The organism is Gottschalkiaceae bacterium SANA, assembly GCA_036323355.1.
Taxonomy (GTDB): Bacteria; Bacillota; Clostridia; order Tissierellales; family GPF-1; genus GPF-1.
In genome coordinates this window covers 243118-268359 of the sequence record AP028876.1, presented here as the reverse complement: position 1 = coordinate 268359, position 25242 = coordinate 243118, and the positions used below count along the sequence as shown (strand labels likewise).

Below are 25242 nucleotides of genomic sequence, written 5' to 3'. Positions count from 1 at the left end.
TCGTCCACTCCATGGCAATCCCACACTTTTCAATTTCTCTTATCTAGCAAAAAACATTGAAATCATCTGATTCTCCTAACCCTATTTTCACTTCTATTCTACCGAGAGTGGCGAAATTTGTCAAAATCATTTTTTTGAATTTTGCAAATCAGATCATGACACGAACTATCACTTTTTACATAAAGAGGATATTGATTGCAACCGTCTTTTTGTCTACTAATTCTTTTCACTTTCAACACACGGATACCCACGAGGCCCATAACCGCACCTCCACAGAAAATTCTCATTGCACTCCACCATGCTTTCCCGTACACTAAAACCAACAAAGCCTTTATTTAACAAAAGACTCCAACAGACGAGGAGCCATGATCATGACTAGACGAATAATAAAAGAACCCAATCTTATCGAAATTGCAGCCTACGGCACCGGCAATATGGGCTATGGGCTTGTTTCACAAATGCTAACTTCCTATTTAGTTTTTTACGCAACTGCAGTTCTGGGCATGCCTGGACGATTAATCGGTCTGATCTTTTTTATCAGTGTCGCCTGGGACGCCGTAAGTGATCCCCTTATGGGCTATCTTTCAGACCATACACGGTCTCGATTTGGCAATCGCCACATCTATATACTGATCGGCACCATCGCCGTTTCCATTACCAATCTAATTCTCTGGAACATTGATCCCGCAAGAAGCGTGGACTCAAAATTCCTTGTGGTTTTGATCTCAGTTTTGTTAACCAAAACCTTTCTCACCATCTTCTTCACCCCTTATTCCGCCCTCGGCGCGGAACTCAGCAACGATTACAACACCCGGTCTTTGGTTCAAGCCATCAAAACCGCATTTTTTTTGATCGCTATTGCATTCGCTTCTGCAGGCTTTATGTTTGTTTTTTTCGCACCGACCCCAGAATTCCCCATCGGTCAGTTAAATCCGCAAGCCTATAGTCGCATTGCAATCCTTACAACAACTATTATGCTTGTTACGGGTGCCACGACCTACTTAAGCACAAAACGTTTCATTCGATCCGTGCCAGTCAGCAGCGAATCCAATAAAGAAGCGCGCTTAAACTTCTTAAAAACCATGCGCTTCTGTCTCTCTCAAAAAGACTATCGCGCCATCCTTCTCGGTTATCTATTCACCAATTTAGGTTCGGCAATGATTAGCACCATTGGCCTTCACACATTCACCTATACCTTTATGCTAAATAATTTCCAAATCGGTGTTGTCTTTGGTTTACAATTTACCATAAGCATTCTGTCTCAGCCAATCTGGGTAAAACTTGGCGCAAAAATGGAAAAATCCAATGCCGTAAAACTGGGCTTAAAAATTTCAATTATCGGTTGCGCCTTTTTATTTATTGCAACACTTTTCCGCAACCAAGTCATCCCACACTACCAATTTTTGTTCTTCTATGCGATTGCAGTCGGCTTTGGAACCGGCGGCCTCTTCTCTTTGCCGCTATCCATGATTGCAGATACCGTCGATGTTCAAGAAGCTCAAACTGGCGAACGGAACGAAGGGATCTATTACGGCATGCTAACCTTTGGCTATAAAATTTCTCAATCAATGGCAATTTTACTTCTTGGATTTGTGTTGGATATCATACATTTTGATTCAACCCTACCGGTGCAAGCAACAAGCACTGCCCTTCTTCTTGGTATTTTCTTGTCTATCGGCAGCATCCTGGCTATGCTATTGGCATCAAAGGCGTATCAGAGTTATTCTCTGGATGCAAATGCAGTTGCCCACCTGCAAGCTATCATTAAAATAAAACATGCTGACCACTAACCAATCGATTAAACATAGAAAGGACTTCATATGAATATATTTATAAAACGATTTATCAAACTGAATTTCGGACTTTTTCTTTGCGCCTTAGGTATTTCCATCACGATTTCCGCCCAAGTCGGCTATTCACCTTGGGAAGTTTTTCATGCCGGCCTGGCCAATACCATCCACATTGAAATTGGCACTGCGTCCATACTCGTTGGCTTGATTATCGGCATACTCAGCCTGGCATTGGGTGAAAAGATTGGCATCGGTACCATTTTAAATATGGTCTTGATCGGTCTCATGATGAATGTCATCTTGGGTGCAGACATTCTACCGACAAGTGAGAATCTATTTGTCGGTATTTTTATTCTTCTATTCGGTATTATCGTCTTTTCTCTCGGCTCCTACTTTTATATTGGATCCGGTTTTGGAGCAGGTCCCAGAGACAGTTTGATGATTGCCGTCACTCGAATAACCAAATTGCCCATTGGCATATGCAGAAGCAGTGTAGAATTAGCTGCCGTATTGATCGGTTGGCGATTAGGCGGACTCATCGGCCTAGGTACCGTAATTTCAGTCTTCAGCATTGGATTTTTTGTTCATACCACCTTCCATTTGCTGAAATTTGATCCAACAACCATTGAACATGAAAATCTGCAGGATACCTTTGTAACCCTCTTCTCACAAGAAACGTAAACAGCAAAAGGAGATTCTTATGACCACCTATATAAAACGATTATGCAATCTGTTCCTTGGACTCACGCTTTACGCCCTTGGAATCGTCTTTGCCATACAAGCTCAAATCGGTTATGCACCATGGGAGGTTTTCCATGTTGGAATGTCCAATACATTGGGCATCAGCATTGGCACCGCCTCCATTCTTGCTGGTGTCGTCATCGGCGCGATCGGAATTTTCTTGGGTGAAAAAGTCGGAATCGGAACCATTTTAAATATGTTTTTAATCGGCATGATCCTGGATTGGATTATGATTCTAGATTTTATTCCCGCCGCCAATCATTTTGCTATCGGTGTCTTCATGCTGATCCTTGGGCTCTTTACCATCGCACTGGGATCTTACTTTTATATTGGGTCTGCCTTTGGTGCCGGTCCTCGAGACGGTTTGATGGTTGCCTTGACGAGATTGACCAAATTACCCATCGGCGTCTGCCGCGGCGGCGTTGAAATCATTGCCGTCATCATCGGCTGGAAACTAGGAGGAATGGTTGGCCTTGGCACCATAATCGCAGCCTTTGGCATTGGATTTTGCGTACAACTCACCTTTCAACTCTTGCATTTTGATACCACAACCATTGAGCACGAAACCCTGGGGCAGACCATGCTCCTTCTTCGTTCACGACAGGCATAAAGATAGCCACCAGACTGAAGCATCCAACTTCAGCATGGTGGCTTTTGTTTTTCTATTCAATAATTATATGCCCCGCATCCCGCAAAGCTTCCACTGCATTATTATAATCTTTCTCCTTGACCAAGAGATAATCCGTATCAAAGGTTGAAATCGCAAAGATGCTGACACCTCGATCAGCAAGGGTTCCACTCAATGCAGCCAAAATCCCAATTAAAGCAAAATCCAAGGGACCTTCTACCTTCATCACCCGCCACCCCAGCTCAACTTGAATTCCATCAGGAATGAAACTTAATTCACAAGTGATGGAAAGTTCTTCAAGGGTCTTCGATAGGGTATAGAATTCACCTGCGGTCGCCCAAGACGGTATGCTTTCATCGGGCGATAAACGACAGACTCCGTAATTGCCTTTCAATACTGACAAATTCATTTTCATAACGATCCTCTCTTCCCTATACTTTCATCACTCTCATGGAATTTAAAACTGCGATAATAGCAACGCCTACATCGGCAAAGATCGCCTCATACATGGTCGCAACACCCATGGCACCCAAAGCAAGGAAGAAACCCTTGACTCCAAGTGCAAATATGATGTTTTGCATAACAATTCTTCGTGTTTTTTTGGCAATTCGCTTCGCTTCCAATAGTTTCATGGGTTCATCGGTCATTAAAACCATATCCGCTGCTTCGATTGCGGCATCGGACCCCAAACCACCCATGGCAACACCTAGATCAGCCCGCGCAAGCACGGGTGCATCATTGATTCCATCCCCCACAAAGAGGACTTTTCTTCCCTCTGCAATCAAAGCTTCCACATGGTTCATTTTATCTTGTGGCAAAAGCTCACTGAATACACGATCGATCTTTAGGGTATCAGCTACCTTTTCAGCAAGTTGTTTCTGGTCCCCAGTCAGCATAATGACTTCCTTCGCCCCAGATGCTTTCAGATTTATCACCAAATTTTCAATCCCTGGCTTGATCTCATCCGCAATTTGAATCGCACCTGTATAAACCCCATCCAGAGCAACATGAACAATGGTTCCCACCGATTCGGAGTCAGCTAGAAGAATCTCATAACGCTTCATCAATCTCTCATTACCAACCAATAATTGCTTTTCTTCAAAGCAACCAACCAGTCCCTCTCCCGGGATTTCCCTCACGTCTTCAACCGATTCCAAAAGCTGATCCTCTCCATAAGCCTTTAAAATAGATTGGCCAATGGGGTGAGTCGAGTGCACTTCCATAAATGCCGCAAGTTTCAACGTTTCTTCCCCGCTAGTCTTTTGGACCGCAAAATTCCCTTTTGTCAACGTTCCAGTCTTATCAAAGACAAAGGTATCGATTGTATTCAAGGCTTCCAGATAATTGCCGCCTTTCAACAAAATCCCCTTTCGACTTGCCGCGCCCAGTCCCCCAAAGAAGCCTAACGGCACGCTTAATACAAGGGCACATGGACAACTAATCACAAGAAAAATCAAGGCTCGAGACGCCCATTCCCGAAAATCTCCACCACCCATCAAGGGTGGTAAAACTGCCAACAAAACGGCCGAAACAACAACGATCGGTGTATAGATCCGTGCAAATTTTGTAATAAATTGTTCGGTTTTCGCCTTCTTGCTCGTGGCATTTTCTACCATGTCAAGAATCCGTGCAACCGTTGAATTCTCAAAGATTTTGCTTACCCGTACCGTCAAACTAGCATCCAGATTTATGGCTCCGCTTAAAATCTCATCCTCTTTCTCCACCCGTCTCGGCATACTTTCTCCCGTTAGGGCCGAAGTATTCATGGTGGACTGCCCATCTATAATGACTCCGTCAACCGGCACCTTCTCGCCTGCTCGAATCAAAATGATATCACCGAGAGACAAGGCCTCTGGAATTACCTTTCTTGTACTTCCGTCGACCAATAGGTTTGCATATTCCGCCTTAATGTTTAGCAAGGATTGAATACTTCTGCGACTGTGGTCCACAGCATAATCTTGAAATCCTTCACCAACCTTATAGAACAACATAACCGCCACAGCTTCTGTGTATTCGCCCAAGGCAAATGCACCCACTGTTGCCAGCGTCATCAAAAAGTTTTCATCAAACAATTGCCCTCTAAGCAGATTTTTCACCGCTCGCAGAACAATATCCCCGCCAATTAACAGATATGCTATCGCGTAGGCAGTCAACTGTGCAAGTTTTGGCATGGGTATAACAACTGCCACAAAGAGCAATCCTGAACCCAAAATTGTTTTCCCATGCTTCTTATAAAATTTCATCCAAGTGGCTTCTTCCGCTTCCACAACGAGTTCTCCACCGGCTGTAATATCGTTTGGTAATGTGTGAATGACATTTTTCTTTTCACTTGGCAACTCTTCAACCGTGACACCTTTTTCAATCCGATCTACAATTGCTTGAATCATCTGCTGAATAATAGGCTTGTCCGTCGTCGTTTCAAACTGTAAGCGTTTTGTGGCAAAGCTGAAGCTAACATTAGAGAGTTTCTCGTGCTTTTGAAGCGCTGATTCAATCTTGGCAGCACATCCTGCACAGTGGAGTCCATTTAAGTATAAGGTGATTTGTCTTTTTTTATTTATGGGATAGACCTTAACATGGGGTTCCAATTCCAAAACGATCTTGGTTGCTTCCTCAATCACAGATAACTCTGCATCTTCAACTGCTTCAATTTCTATTTTTTGCATGGCTAAATTAACCTTGGCATCCTTCACATCATCCATCTTGCTAACCAAGGTCTGAATTTTCCCTGCGCAACCTGCACAATTTAATCCTTCTAATTTTAATACAATCATCTTTCCACCCCTATTCTTCGTGACGCACATGATTTGCTGTGGTTTTAATGATATCAACAACATGATGATCATCCAAAGAATACACCATCGTTTTTCCTTCACGTCGGCTTTTTACGATTCGCTTCTGTTTCAGCAGTCTCAATTGATGTGACACACCCGATTGGGAAATTTCCATTAAAGCCGCTAAATCCCCTACACATAATTCCCGAATTTGCAGGGCAGCAACGATCCGCATCCGCGTCGGGTCCCCTAATATTTTAAATATATCCGCAATCTCAGCAATTTCATGATCCGCATATAATTCATCTCTTACGATATCGACATTTTCTTGATTTACACAGCATTTCGATTCCACGTCTAGCCCTCCTGATACATTTCATATGAATAGTTGTTCATATGTTCAATTAGAGTATAACGTGATACACATTTCCTGTCAACAAAAGATATAAAAAAAGATACAAAAAAATCCATGCATTTGCACAGATTTTCCACTAACCTTCCTCGCTAACCGCTAAACTCTTATTTCGATAATTCAAGTCTTTACGAATCTGATATCCCAACAGGGTCCAAAAATCATTTCCGTGACGATTGTCTTTGAAAACAAGGAGTGCAATTTTATGTATGCCTTCTTCTTTTACAGCATTTTCCACGGCTCGCACCAAGGCTTTCCCATAGCCCCTGCCCCGTCTCTCTTTTGTAACGGCCAAATGGTAAATCAACGCCCGCCTGCCATCATGGCCACAAAGAATGGTAGCAACCACTTGCTTTTCCTCCTCCACCACAAAACATGTTTTTGGGTTGCGATCCAAAAATCTCTCGATTCCCTCATATGAGTCGTCGAGTTTCCTCAGTCCCATCCCTTCTATTTTATTCCATAAGAGTATCGCTTGCTCGTAATCCTTCTTTTGCATCACTCGAATCATCAGGGCTCTCCTCCTCGCTCTTTCTATTACTTAGTATAGCAAAAAAGGCTCCGCATAAAGCGAAACCTTTCTAACTATTTTACAATTTCATATTCCAAACGTCCCAAGTAACCAGCCGCAATTTCGTACTTATCAAATACAACCACAACTCGTCCCTCTTTATTGATATAAAAGTCGATATCCTCTCGCACTTTCCAGTCGGGCTCATTTACCTCATCCCAAAAAGCAATATCATCCTGTTGGCTCATTTGCTCTTTCACTTGCTCTGTAATTAAGGCGAGATTGTTTTTACCAAGCAAATCCAATAATGTCCACTCTCGGTCATTTTTTACATCAAGGTTATAATACGAATACTCCGCATATGCCGCAGCAACGGAATCATAGGAAAAAAGCATAAAAGACAAGGTATCTTCATTTTTCGCATAAATCGTATAATCTACCTTGGCTTCTGTCTTACGCTCTTGGTAGCCCTCTTCTGTGCCACCAGTTTCCAAGTACGCTTGCTTGTATTCTTCCGCACGCTCTTGGGCATCTGCCAATGTCTGATCAACTTTCTCCTGGATCATAGCATTCACCTTGTCTTCAAAGGCTTGATTATTCAATTCGGCCACTTCTGGTATCGTTACTTCAGCAATCAACTCTTCACTCTCAATTCTATAATCGCGAAAAGTAAATACTCTTGCTATTGATCCGATGATTGGTATTTCTGCCATTGTATCCGCAAATGCCTGACTGACATTCAATGGTGTAATAAAGACAGCTACTGCTGCGGCCACCGCAATCCATCTCTTATTCCTACTTTTACGTTTTTCTTCCTCTTGTTCTTTTTTTATTGTTCGATTGATCATTTGATCCAACTCCTCTGGAATTTTTATGTCTTGATACTTTTTCTTATGTTCCGTCATTACCGATCCACCTCGCATTCCATTTGAATTCTCAGTTTTTTTATGATGGAATAGGTCTTGGTTTTTACCGTATTGATATTCATATCCATCACTTCAGCAATATCCTGAAACTTGAGATCCTCGAAATATCGAAGAATCATCAAAGTCTTCTCTTCCGCTTGCAAAAGATCCAAGGCGTCATAAAGATCCAAGTGTTCTTCTCGCTCTTCTCTTATCCCGCCAATCCAGTCTTCCATGGTATCACTCAGCACCTCTCGCTTGCGTTTTCGCAAAACATCAATACTGGTATTAATCAGTATTCGAGTAAACCAAGTAGAGAGATATTTTACTTCCTTGATTCCCTTTGAGGCACGTAAAGCCTTTTCCACCGACGCCTGCACAATATCCAAGGCATCTTGCTGATTTTTTGCATAAGAATAAGCAATACGGTAAAACTGCTCTTGATGAGTCTTGATATATTCGATTAATAAAAGATGATTCTTCCTTGCTGTCGACATTGAGGTTATCCCCTTTCACCCATTAGACTCATCAGTTCCATAAAAAGTTGAACAAAATAAAATTTATCACACACAAGCTCTTACAACAAGAAAAAGACTTGATTTACCCAAGCCTTTCCATTTAATCAGTTCCTTCATCAATGACCCGAATCGCAACGTTACCCTGCTTGTGCCCTTCTTCCACATATCGATGAGCCTCCACAATCTCCTCAAGAGGATACGATCGATCCATAACCGATCGCAGTTCACCGGCTTCGATTAAGCCTTTTAGTTCCACTAAATCGGACACCCGTTCTCCTGGTGGATTCAACAGAACTTTCTTTCTGGCAAATACAGAAATCCAAGGGGCAAGAATCGTATGCAAAAACTTAGGACTTGCCTGGATATAAACCCCCTTTGCTTTCACGACTTTCAATCCGTGAAACAAACCGTCTTTTCCCACCGCATCAAAAACACAATCATAGCGCTTTTCATGCGCCGCATAGTCTTCCTTCTTATAATCGATGATATGATCCGCACCGATGGATCGAATCACTTCATGATGCTTTTGGCTGCAAACCGCCGTTACCTCAGCACCCAAAATCCTTGCAATTTGCACAGCAAAGGTTCCAATACTGCCCGATGCGCCATAAATCAAGACAGAATCTCCCTTCTTGATTCCAGCTTTTCGCAAGAAGCCCAGGGCGTTTAATCCGCCTATATGGATAGCTGCAGATTCTTCAAAACTCATGTTTTCCGGTTTCTTGATAATCATGCCATCCACAGGCAAGCTAATATACTCCGCATAAGCGCCAAACCGAAATCCGGTAAATGCCGTTACTGGATCCCCAACTTGAAATCGGGAACCCTGCTCACCCACAAGCTTAACCACACCAGCCACTTCTGTTCCTAAAACATATTTTGGCCTGCGGATCCCCATAAAGATTCTTAGGGGTAGCCAGAAAAGAATCGGCATCTCAAAGCGACGAAGTTCGCAATCCCCTGCCGAAACCGTTGTTGCATGGATACGAATTAATAACTCATCAGGTTTAATCGTTGGTTTTACCACGTCCTCAAGTCTCATAACCTCGGGTGGGCCATATTTACTCGCAACAATTGCCTTCATCTTCTTCCTCCAGTCTGAATTCATTTCACTTTACTCTCATACCCCTAAATCTCAGACAATCAAAAAACCCAGTTCTTTGATTGTTCCCTTTGATCAGACGATATTATGGTCCAATCCCTTCACGCAAGGGTAGCAATCCATTCAACTGGGTTAAAATCGATATACAATTAAATATCAAGACCAATATAGCGCTTGATGATCATGCCAATAATAAATGAAATTCCCGCAACACCGAGGGAAATAGCCGCCATTTCAAAGAAGCGTTTTTTGAAGACATAACCTTTGGCCACTGAAATATAGTAATTAAATATGAAAATAATAAAAATCGCAACAGCGAAGGTTGTAGCCAAGCTGATATAGGGATTCTTGAAGATAAAGAAAGGCGACACCATGGAAATCACAGTGAGTACAAAAGCAGATCCCGTATAAAGCATAGATTTCACGGCATCTCGCCCGCCCTCCTGGCGAGAAGAAAGATATTGACTAGCAATCATGGATAGGGAACCACTGATTCCTGTAATCAAACCAGTGACCGCAATCAACTTTGTGTTTTGAAAAGCAAAGGTATAACCAGCTAATGCACCGGTTAATTCAATCAAAGCGTCATTGAGCCCCAATACCACCGATCCCATATAGCGGAGTCGATCCTCATCAATCATATCGATTAATTCCTGCTCCCGCTGCTCTCCATTCAATAAGATCTCATCAAATCCAGGAAATTCCTCACCCAACTCCTTAAAATCTTGCATCTCTCGTATTTCATCTTTTTCTAGTAGCTTAATTCCAAAGGTCAATCCAAAGATGCGAATCACCCAAACGTAAAAGAATCGTTTCCACCGGTTCATTTTCACGTCCCTGCCCGTCAGAATTTTCAACCATTCATAGTGTTTTTTCTCATTGACAGCAATCCGCTGAATAATTTCTTTGTTTTCCTCTTCCTTAACAAGTTTTGCAATATCTAAATAAATATGATGGGCTGTAATTTCATCTCCTTGTTCACGCAATAATCGTTTCATGATATCCGGGTCAATTACTTTTCTTTCTTCCATAAGTCTACCCCTCTCCTCTGCAAGCTTCTCGTTTCCATTCCTATCTAGTACATACCCAATTCTTCCCAATAAAAAAAGATGCTGATCAGCACCTCTTTATTTTGTATTCTATAAACTCCATTTATATCTTCTTTACAAACTCCGATTTCAAACCCATTGCGCCAAATCCATCGATCTTGCAATCAATGTCATGGTCGCCATCAACCAAGCGGATATTTTTCACCTTGGTTCCTTTTTTCAATGCGTTAGATGAACCTTTCACCTTCAGATCTTTGATCATCACAACCGTATCGCCATCCTGCAAAACATTGCCATTGGCATCGCGATAAACTTTTTCAGTCTCTTCCTCAGCTTCGACTGCAAGGGCAGACCATTCATGGGCGCACTCTGGGCAAACTAATAGGTTTCCATCTTCATAGGTATATTCCGAATTACACTTCGGACAATTTGGTAAACTCATTTTCCATTCCTCCATCACTGCATCTCAATATGCAACTTTATTCATCGATTTGTATCCTATCACATAATTCAGAGAAGCTCAATGAATCCTTTTTTTATAAGGAAGGGCTTTGTCTTTATTCTCTGACAGCCTCCTTGCTTTTCTTCTCATCTCTTTCTTACCCTTCAGGATAAACACCAATTTCAATCAAATTACCATCCGGATCCCGCAAATAAATGGAACTCATTTTCCCCTTTGCTCCATTTCTGAAGACAATGCCAGTTTCCAATACAGCACCCTTGTTTTTTAGCTCGGTTTGAATCTCTTCTATTGAACCCTCCGCGATTATACACAGGTCCACACTTCCCACCGTCGGATTCTTGGAAGCAGGCAAATATTCTGCTTTTCGCCGATGCACATTGATCTTTTGATTGCCAAAACGAAATGCAATTCTACCTTTGCTACAATCCAATTCCATTCCTAAAATCTCTGTATAAAATGCAATGCATACCTCTGCGTTCTCTGTTGTAATCACCATATGATCGATTCCTGAAATTCGCATATTTTCCTCCATTCATTCCTTGATACCACTATATTCTCTATGCGGAATTATTTCAATATTCCCTCTTCCATGGATTTGTCTCCTATGTTATAATCATAAGCATCTCAGGATAATTATTCATTTATGTTAGGTTAATTGGAGAGTGAGAAGAAATTTGGAAAATTTAAAAAGCTTTTTAGTCAAAAAGAATGTAGAAATCAGTGTGAAGCGTTATTTAATTGATGCTTTGGGATTTATGGCCTACGGTCTCTTTGCATCCTTGATCGTCGGCAGCATCCTCAATATGATTGGTCTAAAACTAGGAATTCCCTTTCTAAGCGAAACCCTTTGGCCTCTAGCAAAATCCATGACCGGACCGGCGATTGCCGTCGCTGTCGCCTACGGTTTACAGGCTCCGCCTTTGGTTCTTTTCGCCTCCATCATTCCCGGTGCTGCTGGTGCTGCGCTTGGCGGACCCGTTGGTGCCTTTCTTGCCAGCCTCGTAGGCACAGAATGCGGAAAACTTATTTCCAAGGAAACAAAACTTGATATCATTATTACACCATCCGTTACCATCTTGATCGGCTCCTTAGTAGGAACCCTCGTCGGTCCTGGTATCAACGCCTTTATGACAAAATTTGGCCAAATGATTGTATATGCTACAGAACTTCAGCCCATTCCCATGGGCTTGATCATCTCCGTACTCATGGGCATCGCTCTAACCCTTCCCATTAGCAGTGCCGCCATCGGCATTATGCTTGGGCTTAAGGGTCTTGCCGCTGGTGCTGCTACAGTAGGCTGCTGTTGTCAAATGATTGGATTCGCAGCCATCAGTTTTCAAGAAAACGGTTGGAACGGAGTCTTTGCCCAGGGCTTGGGTACTTCCATGCTACAAATTCCCAATATCGTTCGCAATTGGAAGATCTGGATCCCATCCATCCTTGCATCTGCTATTCTTGGGCCACTGTCAACAACGGTCTTCAAAATGGAGAATACACCCATCGGGTCCGGCATGGGTACAAGTGGTTTGGTCGGCCAATTCGGAAGCATAGAAGCTATGGAAGCAGCTGGAAGAAGCGGCATCAACCTCTACGGCCCCATCCTTTTACTTCACTTTATCCTGCCCATAGTGATCACCTTATTCATTGCCAAAGCATTAAGAAATACGGGCGCTATACAAAATAACGATCTAAAACTAAACCTGTCATAAGAACCAAACCAGCCTGCTTTTATTGACAAAAGCAGGCTGGCTATTTATAGATATTCTATTTGCTGTACCGATACGCACTACAGAAAGCGAACTAGTCAGATCATCACTTTCAATAATTCTTAATCCACACACTCCCAGACTCTGTCCATAGAAAAGCACGGTTCCGCCCCGCCTCTTTTGCTGAATAAAGAGCTTGATCGGCAGCCTCCACAACAGCTTTTTCCGACTTTCCCCGGAAGTTCTTTGCCAAAGCCGCTCCAACACTAACTGTAATAATACTCTTATTGATCGCTTCCTTATTTGGTATGTTCAACTTTTCTACCGCCCGAAGTATACGGATTGTCAATTGCTCTGTCTGCTTTGTATCTACACCTTCCATCACCACGCAAAATTCTTCTCCTCCATATCGTGCAACAAAATCAGTGCTGAGTCGCATACAGCCTTGTATCGCTTGAGCAACACGCTTCAAGCATTCATCTCCAGCCACATGGCCATAGGTATCATTGTATTTTTTGAACTCATCAATATCAATCATCAGCACGGACCACTCCAAGTCACCTTGCTCGAGCTTGCTCAAATGTTCATCCAATTTTCTTCTATTGAATAGTTTTGTTAGTCCATCCTGATTAGAAAGTAATTCGAGCTCTCGAGTTCTTTCCTGCACTTTCCGCTCCAATGAACGATTCGAATCTTCCAACATCTTTTTCGCCGCTTCCGATTCATCCAGGCTTACGCGAATCGTCAAAATCATCCGTTGAAATATTTCCGTTAATCGTCCCATAACATCCTTGCGTCCAAGAGGCAAGGTCCATTCATAATCTCCATCAATAACAGACTCCATCGCACCAATCAAAGATCGAATCGGTCTTACAATGATCCGCGAAATAATAAGTGCCGCTAGCAACGCCAGCAAAAAAGCAATACCCAAAACGACCAGTAAACGGTTTTGTAAAATGCCTAACGGACGCTGAATCTCCTCGATCGTCACCCCACTACATACATACCAATCCAACGGTTCATAGTAGCGAAAGATAACCATCTTTTCCTGAAAACGTCCCTCAGACACATTCTCCCAAGGATAAATAATGCGACCATTCTTCCTACGAATCATATCTTGAATAAAATATCGACCATTCGCATCTTTACGATCATACAGACTCTCGCCTTTTCTATCTGGATGAATGATTAATTCTCCACGAGAATTCATAACATAAGTATAACCTTTCTCCCCAATTTCAATAGACAAAATATTGGCTTCAAAATCATCAACATGAATCAAATCAATTAAATCTTTCTCGTAGGAAGATACCGTAACAATATAGTCCCAGGGCTCAAAATACATCATGTAAGCCACTTTTTTCTTCGGCACGGGGTCAGACGGATTCTTCCATTCATACTCGAGAGCCCCCTCTTTCCGATCCATCTGATCTTGAACAAATGCAAACTCTGCAATATTCGTCCCCATCAAAATAGGGTGCCCCACCAAGTCGCCTACTGAGTTAAGCACATACGTATACCCCGAGTGACCAACCGTTTGTGAATTTAATAAATGAATCACTTCCGCCTGTGCTGATTCAAGGGTTTTATTCCCAGCTTCAACCTGCTCATGGTAATAAGAAATCAGCTCAACATCCTTCTCTACGGTAGCTCGTAAATGATTGCGCATAGATGCATTAACAGAAGCATCAATCAAGTCCACCGTCGAGTCAGTCAATCTTTGCAAATTCTGAACGGTCAAATCCCAATTTGAATCTGAAGAAACTCGATATGCGACCAAACCTGTCAAAAAGGTGCATATCACCACTAAAACGGTCAATAAAATGATCAACTGTCGTGAAAAGCCTAGTCGTTTCATCTGATTTCTCCTTTCTTCCAAATAGTTTTTTTTAGATATCTACATTATAACATGTAATAACATAAACAAATAACCCTCCTGCACAGACATGTTCTGCAACAAAAGGGTTATCTTGGAATACTTATCGTGTTACTTGGGTCTAATAGATGATAGTGCCGCTCTCACCTTTAATGGCAAGGGCTGCTTTTTCCAATGAAGCGATCACTGCGCGTCTGCCCGGCTTTCCTTTCACAAATTCCATGGCCGCCTGCACCTTGGGAAGCATGCTACCCGGCGCGAAATGGCCTTGGTCGCAGTATTTCTGCGCTTCCGCCACAGTCATCTTTTCAATTTCTTTTTGGTCAGGTGTACCAAAATTAACAGCAACACGATCCACCGCGGTAAGTACAAATAAATACTCCGCATCTACCGTATCGGCCAATTTTGCAGTAGCAAAGTCCTTGTCGATCACAGCTGGAACGCCTATAAATCCACCCTGACCATCGGAGACCACTGGAACCCCACCGCCTCCGCAGGCAATGACGACGAATTCATTGTCCAACATGTTAATAATAGATGCCTTCTCTACAATATCCATCGGTTTTGGCGATGCAACAACGCGACGGTAACCGCGTCCTGCATCCTCCACAACCTTGAGGCTTGGGTCTTTCGCCATTAAAACATCTGCTTCTTCCTTGCTATAGTATCCACCAATTGGTTTGCGTGGATTTTCAAAAGCTTCATCTTTTTTATCTACTTCAATCTGCGTCACCACCGTCGCTACATGCCATGGCATTTTTTGGGCCATCATCTCTTTTTTAATGGCAGACTGTAGATGGAAACCAATATAGCCTTGGCTCATAGCCGTGCATTCCGGAAGATCCACGGGTACAACCTTGTCATTGATCTTGGATGCTTCTTCAAAAGCAAGATTGATCATGCCTACCTGCGGCCCATTTCCGTGACAAACAATAATCTCATTACCTTGGCTAATCAATTCCACCAAGGATTTTGCCGCTACAGCCACTTTTTCCTCTTGCTCAGCTGGCGTATTTCCAAGGGCATTGCCGCCCAGGGCAATAACAATGCGCGGTTCTTTATGTTTACTTAGCATCTTACAACCTCCAAAATCATTTATCAAAATTTAGCATTGATGTTGTTTATTCCAATCCCCATTCGAAAATCAACATTAAGTCCTAATTCTACTTGTATTTATTGATGACTTTTGCGATACAATCCAATTCCAAAGACTGTCGTCAAGCCCGTTCCTATCACTAAAGTTCCATGATACAGAGGATCAAATCCTTCACCTGTAAAGAACAACAAAGCAATGCCCAGCGTAATGAAAGCGAATCCTAAAATTGCTGAAATATACAATCCCGGCAAGCCACCTGGTACTTTATAGGGTCTAATCGTATCCGTATCTTTTAAACGCAATTTAACTGCCGTAGGGAACAGCCACAAGTATGGCAGGAAGAAAACCAGGAAGCTGAAGGACAAGATTGTCCAGAATGCTTCATTGGCGCTTTCACCTAAGGAGAAGTTCAAAACGATCAATGCCGTTGCAATTACACCCATTAAAATATAAGAGTAATCTGGTGTATCGTATTTCGCGTGACGATGTCCCAAGACCTTGGTCTTTTTAGTAAACTCAGCTTCGTCTAATACTTCAACGCCGCCCATAGACCAAGAAATCATGTTGGAAACCAAGGTGAACAAAGCGCCCGCCATAATGATGTTAAATACCAATGTCGCCGAGTCGCCAAATACAGTACACAATTCCTGAAGTGCGTAGAAAAATCCATCCAAAGGATCAATTGCTTCTGCTGGAATCGCAACCAAAACACCAAATGTTCCGACAATATACAAAAATGCAATCAAAATACCCGCTAGTACTGTCATCTTGGGAATATTTTTTCCAGGATTGTCAATGCTTGACGCAATGGAAGAAATCAGTTCAAATCCCAAGAGGTTATAAACGATCGCCGAAGAAAAGGCAATGGTGTCAAAGTTAAAGTCAAGTGCAAAGTTCGACAAGGAAAAGTCGTTAGCCACTCCGTTTTGAATGGCGTAAACCACACCCAAACCTCCAAAAATCAAGAGAACTGCCACCTTGACAATTGCTGCAATATTCGTCACGGTAATTCCCAGTTCAACACCACGAATACCGATGCCAACAACAACCCAACACATGGCGATGGCAATGGCCGCCGAGGCAAAAGTACTCAGTTCTGGTGCATAGGCCATAGAGAACCACCAACTAAAGGCAATAAATACTGCTGGCATCCAAAACGCAACATTCACCCAGTAAAACCAGGCAACCAAGGTTGCTTGAAATTCACCAAACGCACGTTTAACCCAAGAATAGATGCCACCGTCTTCTGGATAAGCTGCACCCAATTCCGCGTTAATCAATCCGTATGGAATAAAGAATAAAATAGCTGTTAGCAACCATACGGTAATTGATGAAACGCCCATGGCAGCAGGCGCTACAAAGGTGTCCAAGACCACAATCCCACAGACCGTGAAAGATATCATTTTAAATAAACTTACTTTTTTCTCTTCCATGAAAATTCTCCCTTCAGAGAATCTGTGGCTGCACTTGCAGCCACTAGATCTCAAAAACTACCGTTTATTTTCCTAGAGGTTGTTGTTGCGTGATGCAGTGAATATTTCCACCGCCCAGGATAATCTCACGAGCATAAATGCCAACGATTTCACGATCAGGGAATATCTTGCCCAGAGTTTCAATCGCTTTTTGATCATATTCTTCATCATCGAAAAGTGGCAAAATAACTGCATTATTGGCGATATAGAAATTTGCGTATGACGCAGCTTGGCGATCTCCCTCTTCCCGAGGCAATGTACCGTCAACCGAGTCTACACCTTCACTTTCTTCCTTGGTAATCAACACTTCATTTGGAATATGAAGCTTATGAATTTCCAATTTTCGGCCCTTTGCATCCGTTTCATTGGACAAATACTCGAAGGCTGCTTGAGACAATGGATACTGGGGATCCTTTTCGTCATCCGTCCAGCCAAGTGCCAACACACCCGGAGCGCAATAATGCACAATATTATCCACATGCTCATTGGTTTCATCCAGATAGATGCCGTTTGGCAGCCAAAGCACCTTTTCAACACCCAAGTAATCCTTCAGGGTGTTTTCAATACCAGCCTTATCCAATTGAGGGTTACGGCTTTCATGCAACAAGCATGCTTCTGTAACAATGGCAGTTCCGTCACCATCGGTATGAATGGATCCACCCTCAAGGATGAATTCTTCTAAAGAGTAGTAATCCTTGCCTTCGATCTCGCAGACCTTTTTAGCAACCTGATCGTCTTTGTCCCAAGGGAAGTACAAACCGTCTACCAAACCGCCCCAGGCATTAAATCTCCAGTCGATACCGCGCACCTCACCTTGATCATTGACAACAAAGGTCGGTCCGATATCACGCATCCATGAATCGTCGTTAGACATTTCAACCACACGAATACGATCGCTGAGTTCTTCTCGAGCTGCCATAAATTGCGTCTGGGAAACACACATGGTTACTTCTTCAAAGTTTGCAATGGCTTCCGCTACGGCAACAAAAGCTTTTTGCGCAGGTTTGCCGCCCAATCTCCAGTTGTCAGTTCTCTCAGGCCAAACCATCCAGCACCCTTTATGTGCTTCAAATTCGCCTGGCATTCTGAATCCATCTTGTTTTGGTGTTGTTTCTGTAATTTTTCTAGACATTTTCTCGCCCCCAAGGTTTTGTCTGAATATTGTCTATAGTGTTTTTAAGAAATTATTGATCTTGTCCGCGTGCTGCTTCTTTACCTCTTCCGTTGATTCAATGTGGAATTTATGGGTGAAGTAGACCAGGATGGCCATCTGTGCAGTCAATCGATTTTCCGCTTCATCAAAGGCTACTGAGTTTTCACCTTCCAATGCCTCTCGAGTCACTTCTTCCTGATCATTTGCCGGCAAACAGTGAAGCAAAGTCGCGCCTGGTTGTGCTTTGGCCATTAATTCCTCTGTGATCACGTAATCTGGCATAAAGGCTGCTAGACGTTCTTCTTTTTCATCATACTGAGTTACCCAGTAGAAGCTGTCTCCGTAAACAACATTGCATTCGCTGATTTTTTCCACATCGTCTGTAATTTCATAAGAAGCGCCAGATTCCTTGCAGTACTCATCCGCAATATCCAACCATTCTTGTTCCATATGATACTTTACAGGTCCGATTTGCTTGAAGTTCATGCCGTATTTTGTACAAGTCAAAAGCAATGATCGGCAAACATCAGTTGCATCGCCCATAAATGCCAAAGTCAAATCCGACAATTTCTGGCCTTCTTTCATATGCTCTTTGATGGTGAACAAGTCAGCCAGCATTTGTGTTGGATGGAATCGCGTATCCAAGCCGTTGATGACTGGAACTGTAGACATGCGAGTCAAGGCATCGATTGTTTCTGGATCATTTGTACGGGCCATTACGATGTCACACATTCTTGACAAAACACGAGCCGTATCATCGATGGACTCTTTGCCACCCAAGTGAATATCACGAGGTGACAAGAACAAACCGTGTCCACCTAGCATGGTTGCAGCAACTTCAAAAGAAACACGAGTTCTTGTTGAACCAGCTTCAAAAATCATGGCAACTGATTTGCCTTCAAAAAGTTGTGGAACCGCATTGTCTCTTCTGGCATCTTTTAGGTATGCCATCAAGTCCATCATGTCGTCCATTTCTTTTGTTGTGAAGTCCTTCATAGAGATCATGTGACGCATGCCTTGTTTGTTCAAATCCGTTGCTGATGATGATGGGTATTTCATAGTTGTTTTCTCCTTCCAAATCCTAAGTATTAATCAATATACAAATTTTCTAACGGTGTTGCATGATTCTTATTACGCGTAATGGCTGATACAATAATAATAAGTAGCATATTAATAAGAGCAGGCACGAGTGTGTAGAATTCCCATGGCTCTGGTATCACAGAAGCTTGTGAAATGACGCCGATCAAGTTCACACCCAGTCCCCCAAGCATGCCGGCGATTACCCCATAGGTGTTTACCCACTTTGCCTTTAATGCAAAAATAAATGGGAAGAATAATACGCCAAATTGCAGGGTAAAGGCAAAGATCGTCAAATCATAAATGTTGGTGGAGGCCAGTCCAACGCCGGCAGATAAAACGCCGACCACGACAACGAAAATCTTGGTGACCCTCAGCATGGTACGATCATCTTCCGGCAAATCTTCCTTGTGGAAAAGCGGCCTATAAATATCATTAGAGAATAATACAGCTGTTGCAAAGAGTGATGTGGAGGCAGAGGACAAAATCGCCGCCAATAGAGAGGCAACAAAAACACCCAGGCCGACTGGCCCCAATAAGTCACGGGCCAAAAATGGAATCAAAAGCTCACTATCTTCGGCAAACAATCCTGCAGGAAGTATGCCTTTTGCAACCAAGGTGATCCCGATCAAGGCAATCACAATGGGAATAAAGCCAATGGTCCAATACATGCTACCGGCAATGATCATGCCTTTCTTTGCAGTGCCCCCATCTTTCGCCATCAAGGCGCGCTGGGCTACATCCGGACTTGGGATATTCCCAAGAGCCATCCCCGCCCACATGGCTAGATAAGAGATCCATGCACCGATACTTCGTTCCTTTGGAATAAATCGCCAAAATCCTTCCGGCGTATGGGCAATAACATCAGATACACCTCCGGCTGCCTTAAATCCAACCACCAGGATCGCAATCAATCCAACAAAGATAATTACCATTTGGATGGCGTCTGTCCATACTACGGCGATCAAACCGCCCATATAAGTAAAAGACACAACAACAAGAGTCGCAATCAAATAGGCAAAGAGAAAATTCACATCAAACAGAACATTGAGAATCTTGCCAATAGCCAAAAGCTGTACCGCTGTCCAAATCACATAGGTCGGTATCATCAAGGCTGATGCCAGATACCCTGCTGTCGGGCCAAAGCGGAAAGCATAAAGCTCTCCAATCGATCGAATTTTCAATCGTCTTAAAATCGTGACAAAGAAGAGACCGATCAAGATCAGTGCAAGTCCTGCAGCGAAAGGATCTTCAATGACACCAAAAACACCGTCGTTGTAGGCTGCACCCGTTGCGCCAATAATCGTACCTCCACCCCAAAAAGTGGCAAAGAGGGTACCCACGACCAGGAAGAGCGGCGCGCCTCGTCCGGCGACCATATAGTCGTCTGAATTCTTGACACGTTTGCTAGCGATCTTTCCAACCAGGGTAATCCCGATAAAAAAGGCACCAATAATCATAAGTGGAATCAGGTTTTCTAAAAGCATTCTACCGTTCCTTTCCTTTTTTTTGGCCCCATCTCATATCCACGTTACTTTTTTAACCTTTTGGAAAAGGTTTTCATTTTTTCACAAAAAAATTTTGTTCTTTGAGGCTTGCAAGCTCAAAATATGAGGGGCAGTCGATTGCCTGTCTTAATCATACGACCGACCATTCTGAATGTCAACATTTTTTGTCCAAAAAATTCAAAAATATGTCCGATTATATTTTATCTATGTCCGTTTCGGTCACTAAAGTCGTTTTTTCAGCAATCACTCTTGCATATTTCGTACCCAAATGGTAGTATAAATGTAGTATATATCCGCTTTTCAGCGTCTGGAGGTGACTTATGGCTGAGAAAATCAAATCTTATGATAAAATCGATTACCTAATTATTCAAGAGCTGTCCAAGGATGCAAGAGCTTCGGCAGCACAAATATCAAAAGCAACCGGCATCAATGAACGTACCGTTCGAAGACGCATCACACATCTGATCGATACGGAGGCCATCCGCGTAACAACCATCGTTGACCCCAGCATGTTCGGCTACCATTCTATCGCTGACATCAACCTGAAGGTTGATGAATCCGTTTATGATGATTTTGTCAGTTTTTGTAAATCAAATCCCAATGTCTGCTATATCGCAACTGGTTGGGGAAAGGCAAATCTGGCAATTGAAACAAGATTTTTAGATAATGAAGAGATGTATGACTTTATCAACTTTACCCTGCCCCAAACAGAAGGAGTAGAGGTCATCAACTTTTTTATCATTCCAAAGATTCTCTACAATATCGACGAATGGCTGCCTGTTGAAACAGACTTTAAAGAGTAAACTTTACCCTGTGAATAGATTCGCAGGGTATTTTTTATGCTATAATATTAGACAAAACAAGGAATGATTTATCTATGGGAGGTCAAGTATGAATCGAGACAAAGCTGTTGAACTACTAAAAGAACATGTGAAGACCGAACGCGTCTACCGCCATTCTCTGGCTGTGGAAGCCGCTATGCTCGCCTATGCAAAAAAGCTAGGCCAAGATGAAGAACGTTGGGGTCTTTTAGGCCTTCTCCATGACATTGATTTTGAAGAGTATCCTGAGATTCATCCTGCCAAAGCACCTGAGATTTTGTCACCTGAAGGATTTGACCAAGAATTTATCGATTCCATTCTTTCCCATGGTTTGAATGCCGATATACCGCGTGACTTAATGGAACGAAAAGCCTTGCATGCCGTCGATGAAATGGCCAGCTTTATTATTGCCGTTGCTCTAATGCGTCCGACCAAATTGGAAGGCTTAAAAGCAAAATCCGTGAAAAAGAAAATGAAAGACAAGGCCTTTGCCCGCGCCGTCAATCGGGAAGAACTGCTAAGCTCTATGGAAGATATGGGTATGGAATTCAGCGATCATATCAACACCATCGTAGGTGGATTGAAAGAACACGAAGCCATGCTTAACGAACAGGGCTATTCCCTTTTGGCCAAGTAATCGATTTGAAGCAATTGTACATTTACTCTTAGCTTGCAACAATAAACTAAGGGATGAACTACAGCATATTGGCCATCTCAACCCAAAGTTTAGCAAAAAAGGAATGCCCTATGAAATTTCGCAGGGCATTCCTTTTTTTACTAGCTTTATTCAATTTCATCTTTCTATGCTCTGATGGTCCCCGTCACACTTTCCATATATGCCAGGTAGTCTTCCTTGGTCATCTCCGGCTTGAAATCCGCGATAATTTTTTTCGCCTGATCTGCTCCATCATAGAGCAGGTCTACAATGGTCATGGCCATGGCCTTGGCCGGCGCGATATAGGTCAATTCATGATCTCTATTGGCAAATTCCCGCGTGTGCAAGGCGCCAACTACTCCGCCCACAAAAGGATGCAGGACTGGTAGGATATGAGACACGTCGCCAAAATCGAAGGAGCCTGTAAAGTCTCCACCTTTGACGATTGTATCGGGATCCACAAGCTCGCCAGCATTCTCCGCAAAGATACGGTCAAGTTCCGGCACATTCAATAACGGCAGATAGCCTGGAATCTCCTCAATCTCCACTTGAGCCCCGATGGCCATGGCACCTGCTTTTAAGGACCGGTTCACCTTTTGGTTGGCCGCAACAATGCCCGGGATGGTACGACCGCGCACATAGAGCTCCATGCGCACATCAGCAGGAACCACATTCACGATATCCCCACCCTTGGTGATAATGGGATGAACGCGAATTTTGTCTGCTTCGGCAAAGGTCTCCCGTTGGGCGTGGATATTGTTCAATGCCAGCATGGCAGCGTTTAGGGCATTGATCCCATCCTGCGGCGCACTGCCCGCATGGGCTTCCTTGCCAATGAAGTTTACTTTTTTCCCGATAAAACCATTCCCATTGGGTCCAGTTAAAAAGGTCTTGTCTGGCATATTCAAGGCATGAACCATCATGGAAATATCTACATCATCGAAGTAGCCTTTGGCGATCAGCTCCTGCTTGCCGCCAAAGTATTGGATCTTGCCTTCTTTCCGCAATTGGTCACGAAACTCCAACTCCACAAACTCTTCTGCCGGCACTGCCATAAACTCTACTGACCCATCAAGAAGGTCCATTACACCTGATTTCACCAACCCAATGGCAGTACCCAACATGGCTGCAGCCTGGATATTATGTCCACAAGCATGAATGGCTCCAGTTACAGGATCCGCATCCTGATGTTCCTTGCATAGAATGGCGTCGAGTTCTCCCAATACAGAAATCCTTGGACCCGCATTTTCATTCTTACTTCTGGCACGGCAACCTGTTACAGCAATATGTTTTTCAACTGATAATCCCAGTTTTTCAAAGGATTCTACCATAACTTGTGTGGCAAACTCCTCTTTATACCCCAATTCCGGGTGCGAATAAATTGACTCTCCCGCTTGGATAATTTCAAGACGATGAGCATCAATGACTTGGCATATTTTTTCCTTTAATGCTTGCTTTTCCATTGGGCACCTCCTTCTTCTGATCTTATGGAAAAGGACAACCATCACCATTCAAGGAGAGGTTGCCCGATCACAACAACATTAGGATCAAAACCTCTGATCTTTTTTAAATAATGCCTTGCAATTTCAAGACAAATTGTGCAACCAAAGCTGATCCAAAATATGTGCCGACGAATACTACAATAGCAATAATCACAAGCTTCCAACTAATTTTCTTCAACTGATCCAACTTCGTACCAACAGAAATACCTGCAAAAGCGAGAATCGGAGTAGTCGTTGCCAAGAAATCAACACTGCCCGTCGTTTGCAAGAATAATTTTGAAGTTGGCATGAAGGGCATGCTGAGAATCAATGCGATCATAGTTGCCCAAGCAAAAGCGGGAAACTTCACCTTAGGGAAGGCTTCTTTCAATTTCAACGCTAAGATGCAAATCAAAAGCACTGTTAAGATGCCCAAAACAGACTGTCCCAGGGGGACAAGTTCCTTGCCCGTTACCATGCGGCCAAGCTTCTGGCCAACAAGAATCATCGATCCAATTACCAACATCAATTTCACTTGATCCATTGTTTTACTTAACATCTTTCACACTCCCTTCAGCTGCGTCTTTGCGTGCAAAGAACGGCTCCCATTTTTTATACAACCAGTTGGACATTGGAAGTGCAATAAATACAACACTATACAAGCCCGTCACACCAGTCAACATATTACTAGTTGCTGCATAGGCAAGAATGGTATCTCGCATAGCAGGTACCGTTTCTGCCAGAGATGAAGATGCTGCCGTCATCATGGATCCGCTTCCCATACCTGAAGCCATGGCCAAGGCATATGGGTGGATACCTGTGTTGACTGCAAAAGAGCCCAAAAGACCAAAGAAAATAGTTCCTAAAACAGTTCCCATCATGTAGGTTCCCAATACACCGGTTCCCTCAGGAGAGTTGATGCCATATCGCTCACCAATTACGCCTAGGGTCGGTTCCCGACAGATACTAACCGTTGCACCAACAGCCTCGCGTCTCAATCCCAAAGCCATTGCCAAAGGCAAGCCGATGAAGACCGTGCCCAAGTTGCCCAACTCCTGTAGGAGGAATGCAGGACCCGCTTGCACAACCTTCACGATGTTGGGACCAACCAAGGTACCATATTTGACACCGAGCGGTAGTAGGGAGAGCATAACCAACATGCCTGCAATCTCCATAACCTCATCCGAAATCATCGATTTTAATGCAGCAATTCGCTTGCCTAAAATCCCTGGTGTGATAACAAGACCAATAATTACCGCATATAACATGGGTAAAAGCACAACAGAACCCGGACCTACTGAGAACTTTTTAATACCGATTAACTCACTAATAATGACAATAATAAAAACGATTATGTATAAATTTCTGTATGATGACGATTTGTATTTTGAATCCATTAAAACAACACTCCCTTCAAAAATGATTTCCCGATCAAAGCATCCTCCTTTCTATGCGCAAACGGGGAAAAGGCTTGCGTAGTGTGAATATTTCGATAATTTGTAAT

25 protein-coding genes are annotated in these 25242 nt (G+C 43.1%); 6 read left to right on the top strand and 19 right to left on the bottom strand.

The window, feature by feature from the left end; translation table 11 throughout:
- Window positions 1–371: 371 nt before the first annotated feature.
- Genes AC25CA_RS01310 through AC25CA_RS01300 form a run of 3 tightly spaced genes read left to right on the top strand, consistent with a single transcriptional unit; the run spans window position 372 to window position 3141 of the window.
- The gene (locus AC25CA_RS01310; protein WP_486815236.1) at window positions 372–1790 is read left to right on the top strand and encodes an MFS transporter; all 1419 of its coding nucleotides are present in this window, start codon (window positions 372–374) and stop codon (window positions 1788–1790) included.
- A 30-nt stretch (window positions 1791–1820) separates the two neighbouring features.
- Window positions 1821–2471, top strand: coding sequence for a YczE/YyaS/YitT family protein (locus tag AC25CA_RS01305; protein ID WP_486815235.1), 651 nt, complete (start codon window positions 1821–1823; stop codon window positions 2469–2471).
- A gap of 19 nt (window positions 2472–2490) precedes the next feature.
- Entirely contained in the window at window positions 2491–3141 is a 651-nt protein-coding gene (locus AC25CA_RS01300) for a YczE/YyaS/YitT family protein (RefSeq protein ID WP_486815234.1), read from the top strand.
- A 52-nt stretch (window positions 3142–3193) separates the two neighbouring features.
- Here the strand turns inward: AC25CA_RS01300 and AC25CA_RS01295 are convergent, their stop codons facing one another.
- The 10 genes from AC25CA_RS01295 to AC25CA_RS01250 all read right to left on the bottom strand — a co-directional run bounded on the left by AC25CA_RS01295 (window position 3194) and on the right by AC25CA_RS01250 (window position 11413).
- A complete protein-coding gene (locus AC25CA_RS01295; protein WP_486815233.1) occupies window positions 3194–3574 on the bottom strand; it encodes an ACT domain-containing protein in 381 nt (126 codons plus the stop codon).
- A gap of 16 nt (window positions 3575–3590) precedes the next feature.
- Window positions 3591–5933: a heavy metal translocating P-type ATPase gene (locus AC25CA_RS01290; protein WP_486815232.1), complete on the bottom strand. Its 2343-nt coding sequence runs from the start codon at window positions 5931–5933 to the stop codon at window positions 3591–3593.
- Between the two features lie 10 nt (window positions 5934–5943).
- Window positions 5944–6288 (bottom strand): ArsR/SmtB family transcription factor, encoded by a 345-nt coding sequence (locus AC25CA_RS01285; RefSeq protein ID WP_486815231.1) that lies wholly within the window; start codon window positions 6286–6288, stop codon window positions 5944–5946.
- A 136-nt stretch (window positions 6289–6424) separates the two neighbouring features.
- Complete coding sequence (locus AC25CA_RS01280; protein WP_486815230.1) at window positions 6425–6856, bottom strand: GNAT family N-acetyltransferase; 432 nt, start codon at window positions 6854–6856, stop codon at window positions 6425–6427.
- A 74-nt stretch (window positions 6857–6930) separates the two neighbouring features.
- Entirely contained in the window at window positions 6931–7761 is an 831-nt protein-coding gene (locus AC25CA_RS01275; RefSeq protein ID WP_486815229.1) for a DUF3298 and DUF4163 domain-containing protein, read from the bottom strand.
- Window positions 7761–8258, bottom strand: a complete 498-nt coding sequence (locus AC25CA_RS01270; protein ID WP_486815228.1) for a sigma-70 family RNA polymerase sigma factor — start codon at window positions 8256–8258, stop codon at window positions 7761–7763. The genes AC25CA_RS01275 and AC25CA_RS01270 overlap by 1 nt, the downstream gene beginning before the upstream one ends.
- A gap of 121 nt (window positions 8259–8379) precedes the next feature.
- Window positions 8380–9363 carry an NAD(P)-dependent alcohol dehydrogenase gene (locus AC25CA_RS01265; RefSeq protein ID WP_486815227.1) on the bottom strand — a complete coding sequence of 328 codons (984 nt, stop codon included), beginning with the start codon at window positions 9361–9363 and terminating at the stop codon, window positions 8380–8382.
- 167 nt (window positions 9364–9530) lie between these two features.
- A complete protein-coding gene (locus AC25CA_RS01260; RefSeq protein WP_486815226.1) occupies window positions 9531–10412 on the bottom strand; it encodes a VIT1/CCC1 transporter family protein in 882 nt (293 codons plus the stop codon).
- A gap of 121 nt (window positions 10413–10533) precedes the next feature.
- Window positions 10534–10872, bottom strand: a complete 339-nt coding sequence (locus tag AC25CA_RS01255; protein WP_486815225.1) for a zinc ribbon domain-containing protein YjdM — start codon at window positions 10870–10872, stop codon at window positions 10534–10536.
- A gap of 157 nt (window positions 10873–11029) precedes the next feature.
- Window positions 11030–11413, bottom strand: a complete 384-nt coding sequence (locus tag AC25CA_RS01250; RefSeq protein WP_486815224.1) for a VOC family protein — start codon at window positions 11411–11413, stop codon at window positions 11030–11032.
- 142 nt (window positions 11414–11555) lie between these two features.
- On the opposite strand from AC25CA_RS01250, the gene AC25CA_RS01245 reads away from it, so the two are divergent.
- A complete protein-coding gene (locus tag AC25CA_RS01245) occupies window positions 11556–12602 on the top strand; it encodes a PTS sugar transporter subunit IIC (RefSeq protein ID WP_486815223.1) in 1047 nt (348 codons plus the stop codon).
- A gap of 109 nt (window positions 12603–12711) precedes the next feature.
- Here the strand turns inward: AC25CA_RS01245 and AC25CA_RS01240 are convergent, their stop codons facing one another.
- The 6 genes from AC25CA_RS01240 to AC25CA_RS01215 all read right to left on the bottom strand — a co-directional run bounded on the left by AC25CA_RS01240 (window position 12712) and on the right by AC25CA_RS01215 (window position 20760).
- Complete coding sequence (locus tag AC25CA_RS01240; RefSeq protein ID WP_486815222.1) at window positions 12712–14457, bottom strand: diguanylate cyclase domain-containing protein; 1746 nt, start codon at window positions 14455–14457, stop codon at window positions 12712–12714.
- Between the two features lie 139 nt (window positions 14458–14596).
- Entirely contained in the window at window positions 14597–15550 is a 954-nt protein-coding gene (gene arcC / locus AC25CA_RS01235; protein WP_486815221.1) for a carbamate kinase, read from the bottom strand.
- A gap of 98 nt (window positions 15551–15648) precedes the next feature.
- A complete protein-coding gene (locus tag AC25CA_RS01230) occupies window positions 15649–17004 on the bottom strand; it encodes an APC family permease (protein WP_486815220.1) in 1356 nt (451 codons plus the stop codon).
- 64 nt (window positions 17005–17068) lie between these two features.
- Window positions 17069–18175, bottom strand: a complete 1107-nt coding sequence (gene aguA / locus AC25CA_RS01225) for an agmatine deiminase (RefSeq protein WP_486815219.1) — start codon at window positions 18173–18175, stop codon at window positions 17069–17071.
- A 33-nt stretch (window positions 18176–18208) separates the two neighbouring features.
- The gene (gene argF / locus AC25CA_RS01220; protein ID WP_486815218.1) at window positions 18209–19255 is read right to left on the bottom strand and encodes an ornithine carbamoyltransferase; all 1047 of its coding nucleotides are present in this window, start codon (window positions 19253–19255) and stop codon (window positions 18209–18211) included.
- A 29-nt stretch (window positions 19256–19284) separates the two neighbouring features.
- Window positions 19285–20760, bottom strand: coding sequence for a sodium:solute symporter family transporter (locus AC25CA_RS01215; RefSeq protein WP_486815217.1), 1476 nt, complete (start codon window positions 20758–20760; stop codon window positions 19285–19287).
- Between the two features lie 341 nt (window positions 20761–21101).
- Between AC25CA_RS01215 and AC25CA_RS01210 the strand changes: the two genes are divergently transcribed.
- Both AC25CA_RS01210 and AC25CA_RS01205 read left to right on the top strand, forming a co-directional pair.
- Window positions 21102–21584, top strand: coding sequence for an Lrp/AsnC family transcriptional regulator (locus AC25CA_RS01210; RefSeq protein WP_486815216.1), 483 nt, complete (start codon window positions 21102–21104; stop codon window positions 21582–21584).
- An 88-nt stretch (window positions 21585–21672) separates the two neighbouring features.
- A complete protein-coding gene (locus tag AC25CA_RS01205; RefSeq protein WP_486815215.1) occupies window positions 21673–22239 on the top strand; it encodes an HDIG domain-containing metalloprotein in 567 nt (188 codons plus the stop codon).
- A 164-nt stretch (window positions 22240–22403) separates the two neighbouring features.
- Here AC25CA_RS01205 and AC25CA_RS01200 read toward each other — a convergent pair whose 3' ends face one another.
- The 3 genes from AC25CA_RS01200 to AC25CA_RS01190 all read right to left on the bottom strand — a co-directional run bounded on the left by AC25CA_RS01200 (window position 22404) and on the right by AC25CA_RS01190 (window position 25135).
- On the bottom strand, window positions 22404–23720 hold the full coding sequence (locus AC25CA_RS01200) for an amidohydrolase (RefSeq protein WP_486815214.1): 1317 nt from the start codon (window positions 23718–23720) through the stop codon (window positions 22404–22406).
- 103 nt (window positions 23721–23823) lie between these two features.
- The gene (locus tag AC25CA_RS01195) at window positions 23824–24297 is read right to left on the bottom strand and encodes a DUF340 domain-containing protein (RefSeq protein ID WP_486815213.1); all 474 of its coding nucleotides are present in this window, start codon (window positions 24295–24297) and stop codon (window positions 23824–23826) included.
- On the bottom strand, window positions 24287–25135 hold the full coding sequence (locus AC25CA_RS01190) for a DUF3100 domain-containing protein (RefSeq protein ID WP_486815212.1): 849 nt from the start codon (window positions 25133–25135) through the stop codon (window positions 24287–24289). Before AC25CA_RS01190 ends, AC25CA_RS01195 begins: the two co-directional genes overlap by 11 nt.
- Window positions 25136–25242 lie beyond the last annotated feature (107 nt).

Excerpts from the sequence above, each read along its gene's own strand:
- AC25CA_RS01265 (WP_486815227.1), bottom strand. The coding sequence starts at position 9,363 with ATGAAGGCAATTGTTGCGAGTAAATATGGCCCACCCGAGGTTATGAGA.
- AC25CA_RS01230 (WP_486815220.1), bottom strand. The coding sequence starts at position 17,004 with ATGGAAGAGAAAAAAGTAAGTTTATTTAAAATGATATCTTTCACGGTC.
- argF (WP_486815218.1), bottom strand. The coding sequence starts at position 19,255 with ATGAAATACCCATCATCATCAGCAACGGATTTGAACAAACAAGGCATG.
- aguA (WP_486815219.1), bottom strand. The coding sequence starts at position 18,175 with ATGTCTAGAAAAATTACAGAAACAACACCAAAACAAGATGGATTCAGA.
- AC25CA_RS01290 (WP_486815232.1), bottom strand. The coding sequence starts at position 5,933 with ATGATTGTATTAAAATTAGAAGGATTAAATTGTGCAGGTTGCGCAGGG.
- AC25CA_RS01310 (WP_486815236.1), top strand. The coding sequence starts at position 372 with ATGACTAGACGAATAATAAAAGAACCCAATCTTATCGAAATTGCAGCC.
- AC25CA_RS01255 (WP_486815225.1), bottom strand. The coding sequence starts at position 10,872 with ATGAGTTTACCAAATTGTCCGAAGTGTAATTCGGAATATACCTATGAA.
- AC25CA_RS01210 (WP_486815216.1), top strand. The coding sequence starts at position 21,102 with ATGGCTGAGAAAATCAAATCTTATGATAAAATCGATTACCTAATTATT.
- AC25CA_RS01195 (WP_486815213.1), bottom strand. The coding sequence starts at position 24,297 with ATGTTAAGTAAAACAATGGATCAAGTGAAATTGATGTTGGTAATTGGA.
- AC25CA_RS01250 (WP_486815224.1), bottom strand. The coding sequence starts at position 11,413 with ATGCGAATTTCAGGAATCGATCATATGGTGATTACAACAGAGAACGCA.
- AC25CA_RS01305 (WP_486815235.1), top strand. The coding sequence starts at position 1,821 with ATGAATATATTTATAAAACGATTTATCAAACTGAATTTCGGACTTTTT.
- AC25CA_RS01215 (WP_486815217.1), bottom strand. The coding sequence starts at position 20,760 with ATGCTTTTAGAAAACCTGATTCCACTTATGATTATTGGTGCCTTTTTT.
- AC25CA_RS01240 (WP_486815222.1), bottom strand. The coding sequence starts at position 14,457 with ATGAAACGACTAGGCTTTTCACGACAGTTGATCATTTTATTGACCGTT.
- AC25CA_RS01275 (WP_486815229.1), bottom strand. The coding sequence starts at position 7,761 with ATGACGGAACATAAGAAAAAGTATCAAGACATAAAAATTCCAGAGGAG.
- AC25CA_RS01300 (WP_486815234.1), top strand. The coding sequence starts at position 2,491 with ATGACCACCTATATAAAACGATTATGCAATCTGTTCCTTGGACTCACG.
- AC25CA_RS01270 (WP_486815228.1), bottom strand. The coding sequence starts at position 8,258 with ATGTCGACAGCAAGGAAGAATCATCTTTTATTAATCGAATATATCAAG.
- AC25CA_RS01190 (WP_486815212.1), bottom strand. The coding sequence starts at position 25,135 with ATGGATTCAAAATACAAATCGTCATCATACAGAAATTTATACATAATC.
- arcC (WP_486815221.1), bottom strand. The coding sequence starts at position 15,550 with ATGCTAAGTAAACATAAAGAACCGCGCATTGTTATTGCCCTGGGCGGC.
- AC25CA_RS01205 (WP_486815215.1), top strand. The coding sequence starts at position 21,673 with ATGAATCGAGACAAAGCTGTTGAACTACTAAAAGAACATGTGAAGACC.
- AC25CA_RS01260 (WP_486815226.1), bottom strand. The coding sequence starts at position 10,412 with ATGGAAGAAAGAAAAGTAATTGACCCGGATATCATGAAACGATTATTG.
- AC25CA_RS01280 (WP_486815230.1), bottom strand. The coding sequence starts at position 6,856 with ATGATTCGAGTGATGCAAAAGAAGGATTACGAGCAAGCGATACTCTTA.
- AC25CA_RS01295 (WP_486815233.1), bottom strand. The coding sequence starts at position 3,574 with ATGAAAATGAATTTGTCAGTATTGAAAGGCAATTACGGAGTCTGTCGT.
- AC25CA_RS01200 (WP_486815214.1), bottom strand. The coding sequence starts at position 23,720 with ATGGAAAAGCAAGCATTAAAGGAAAAAATATGCCAAGTCATTGATGCT.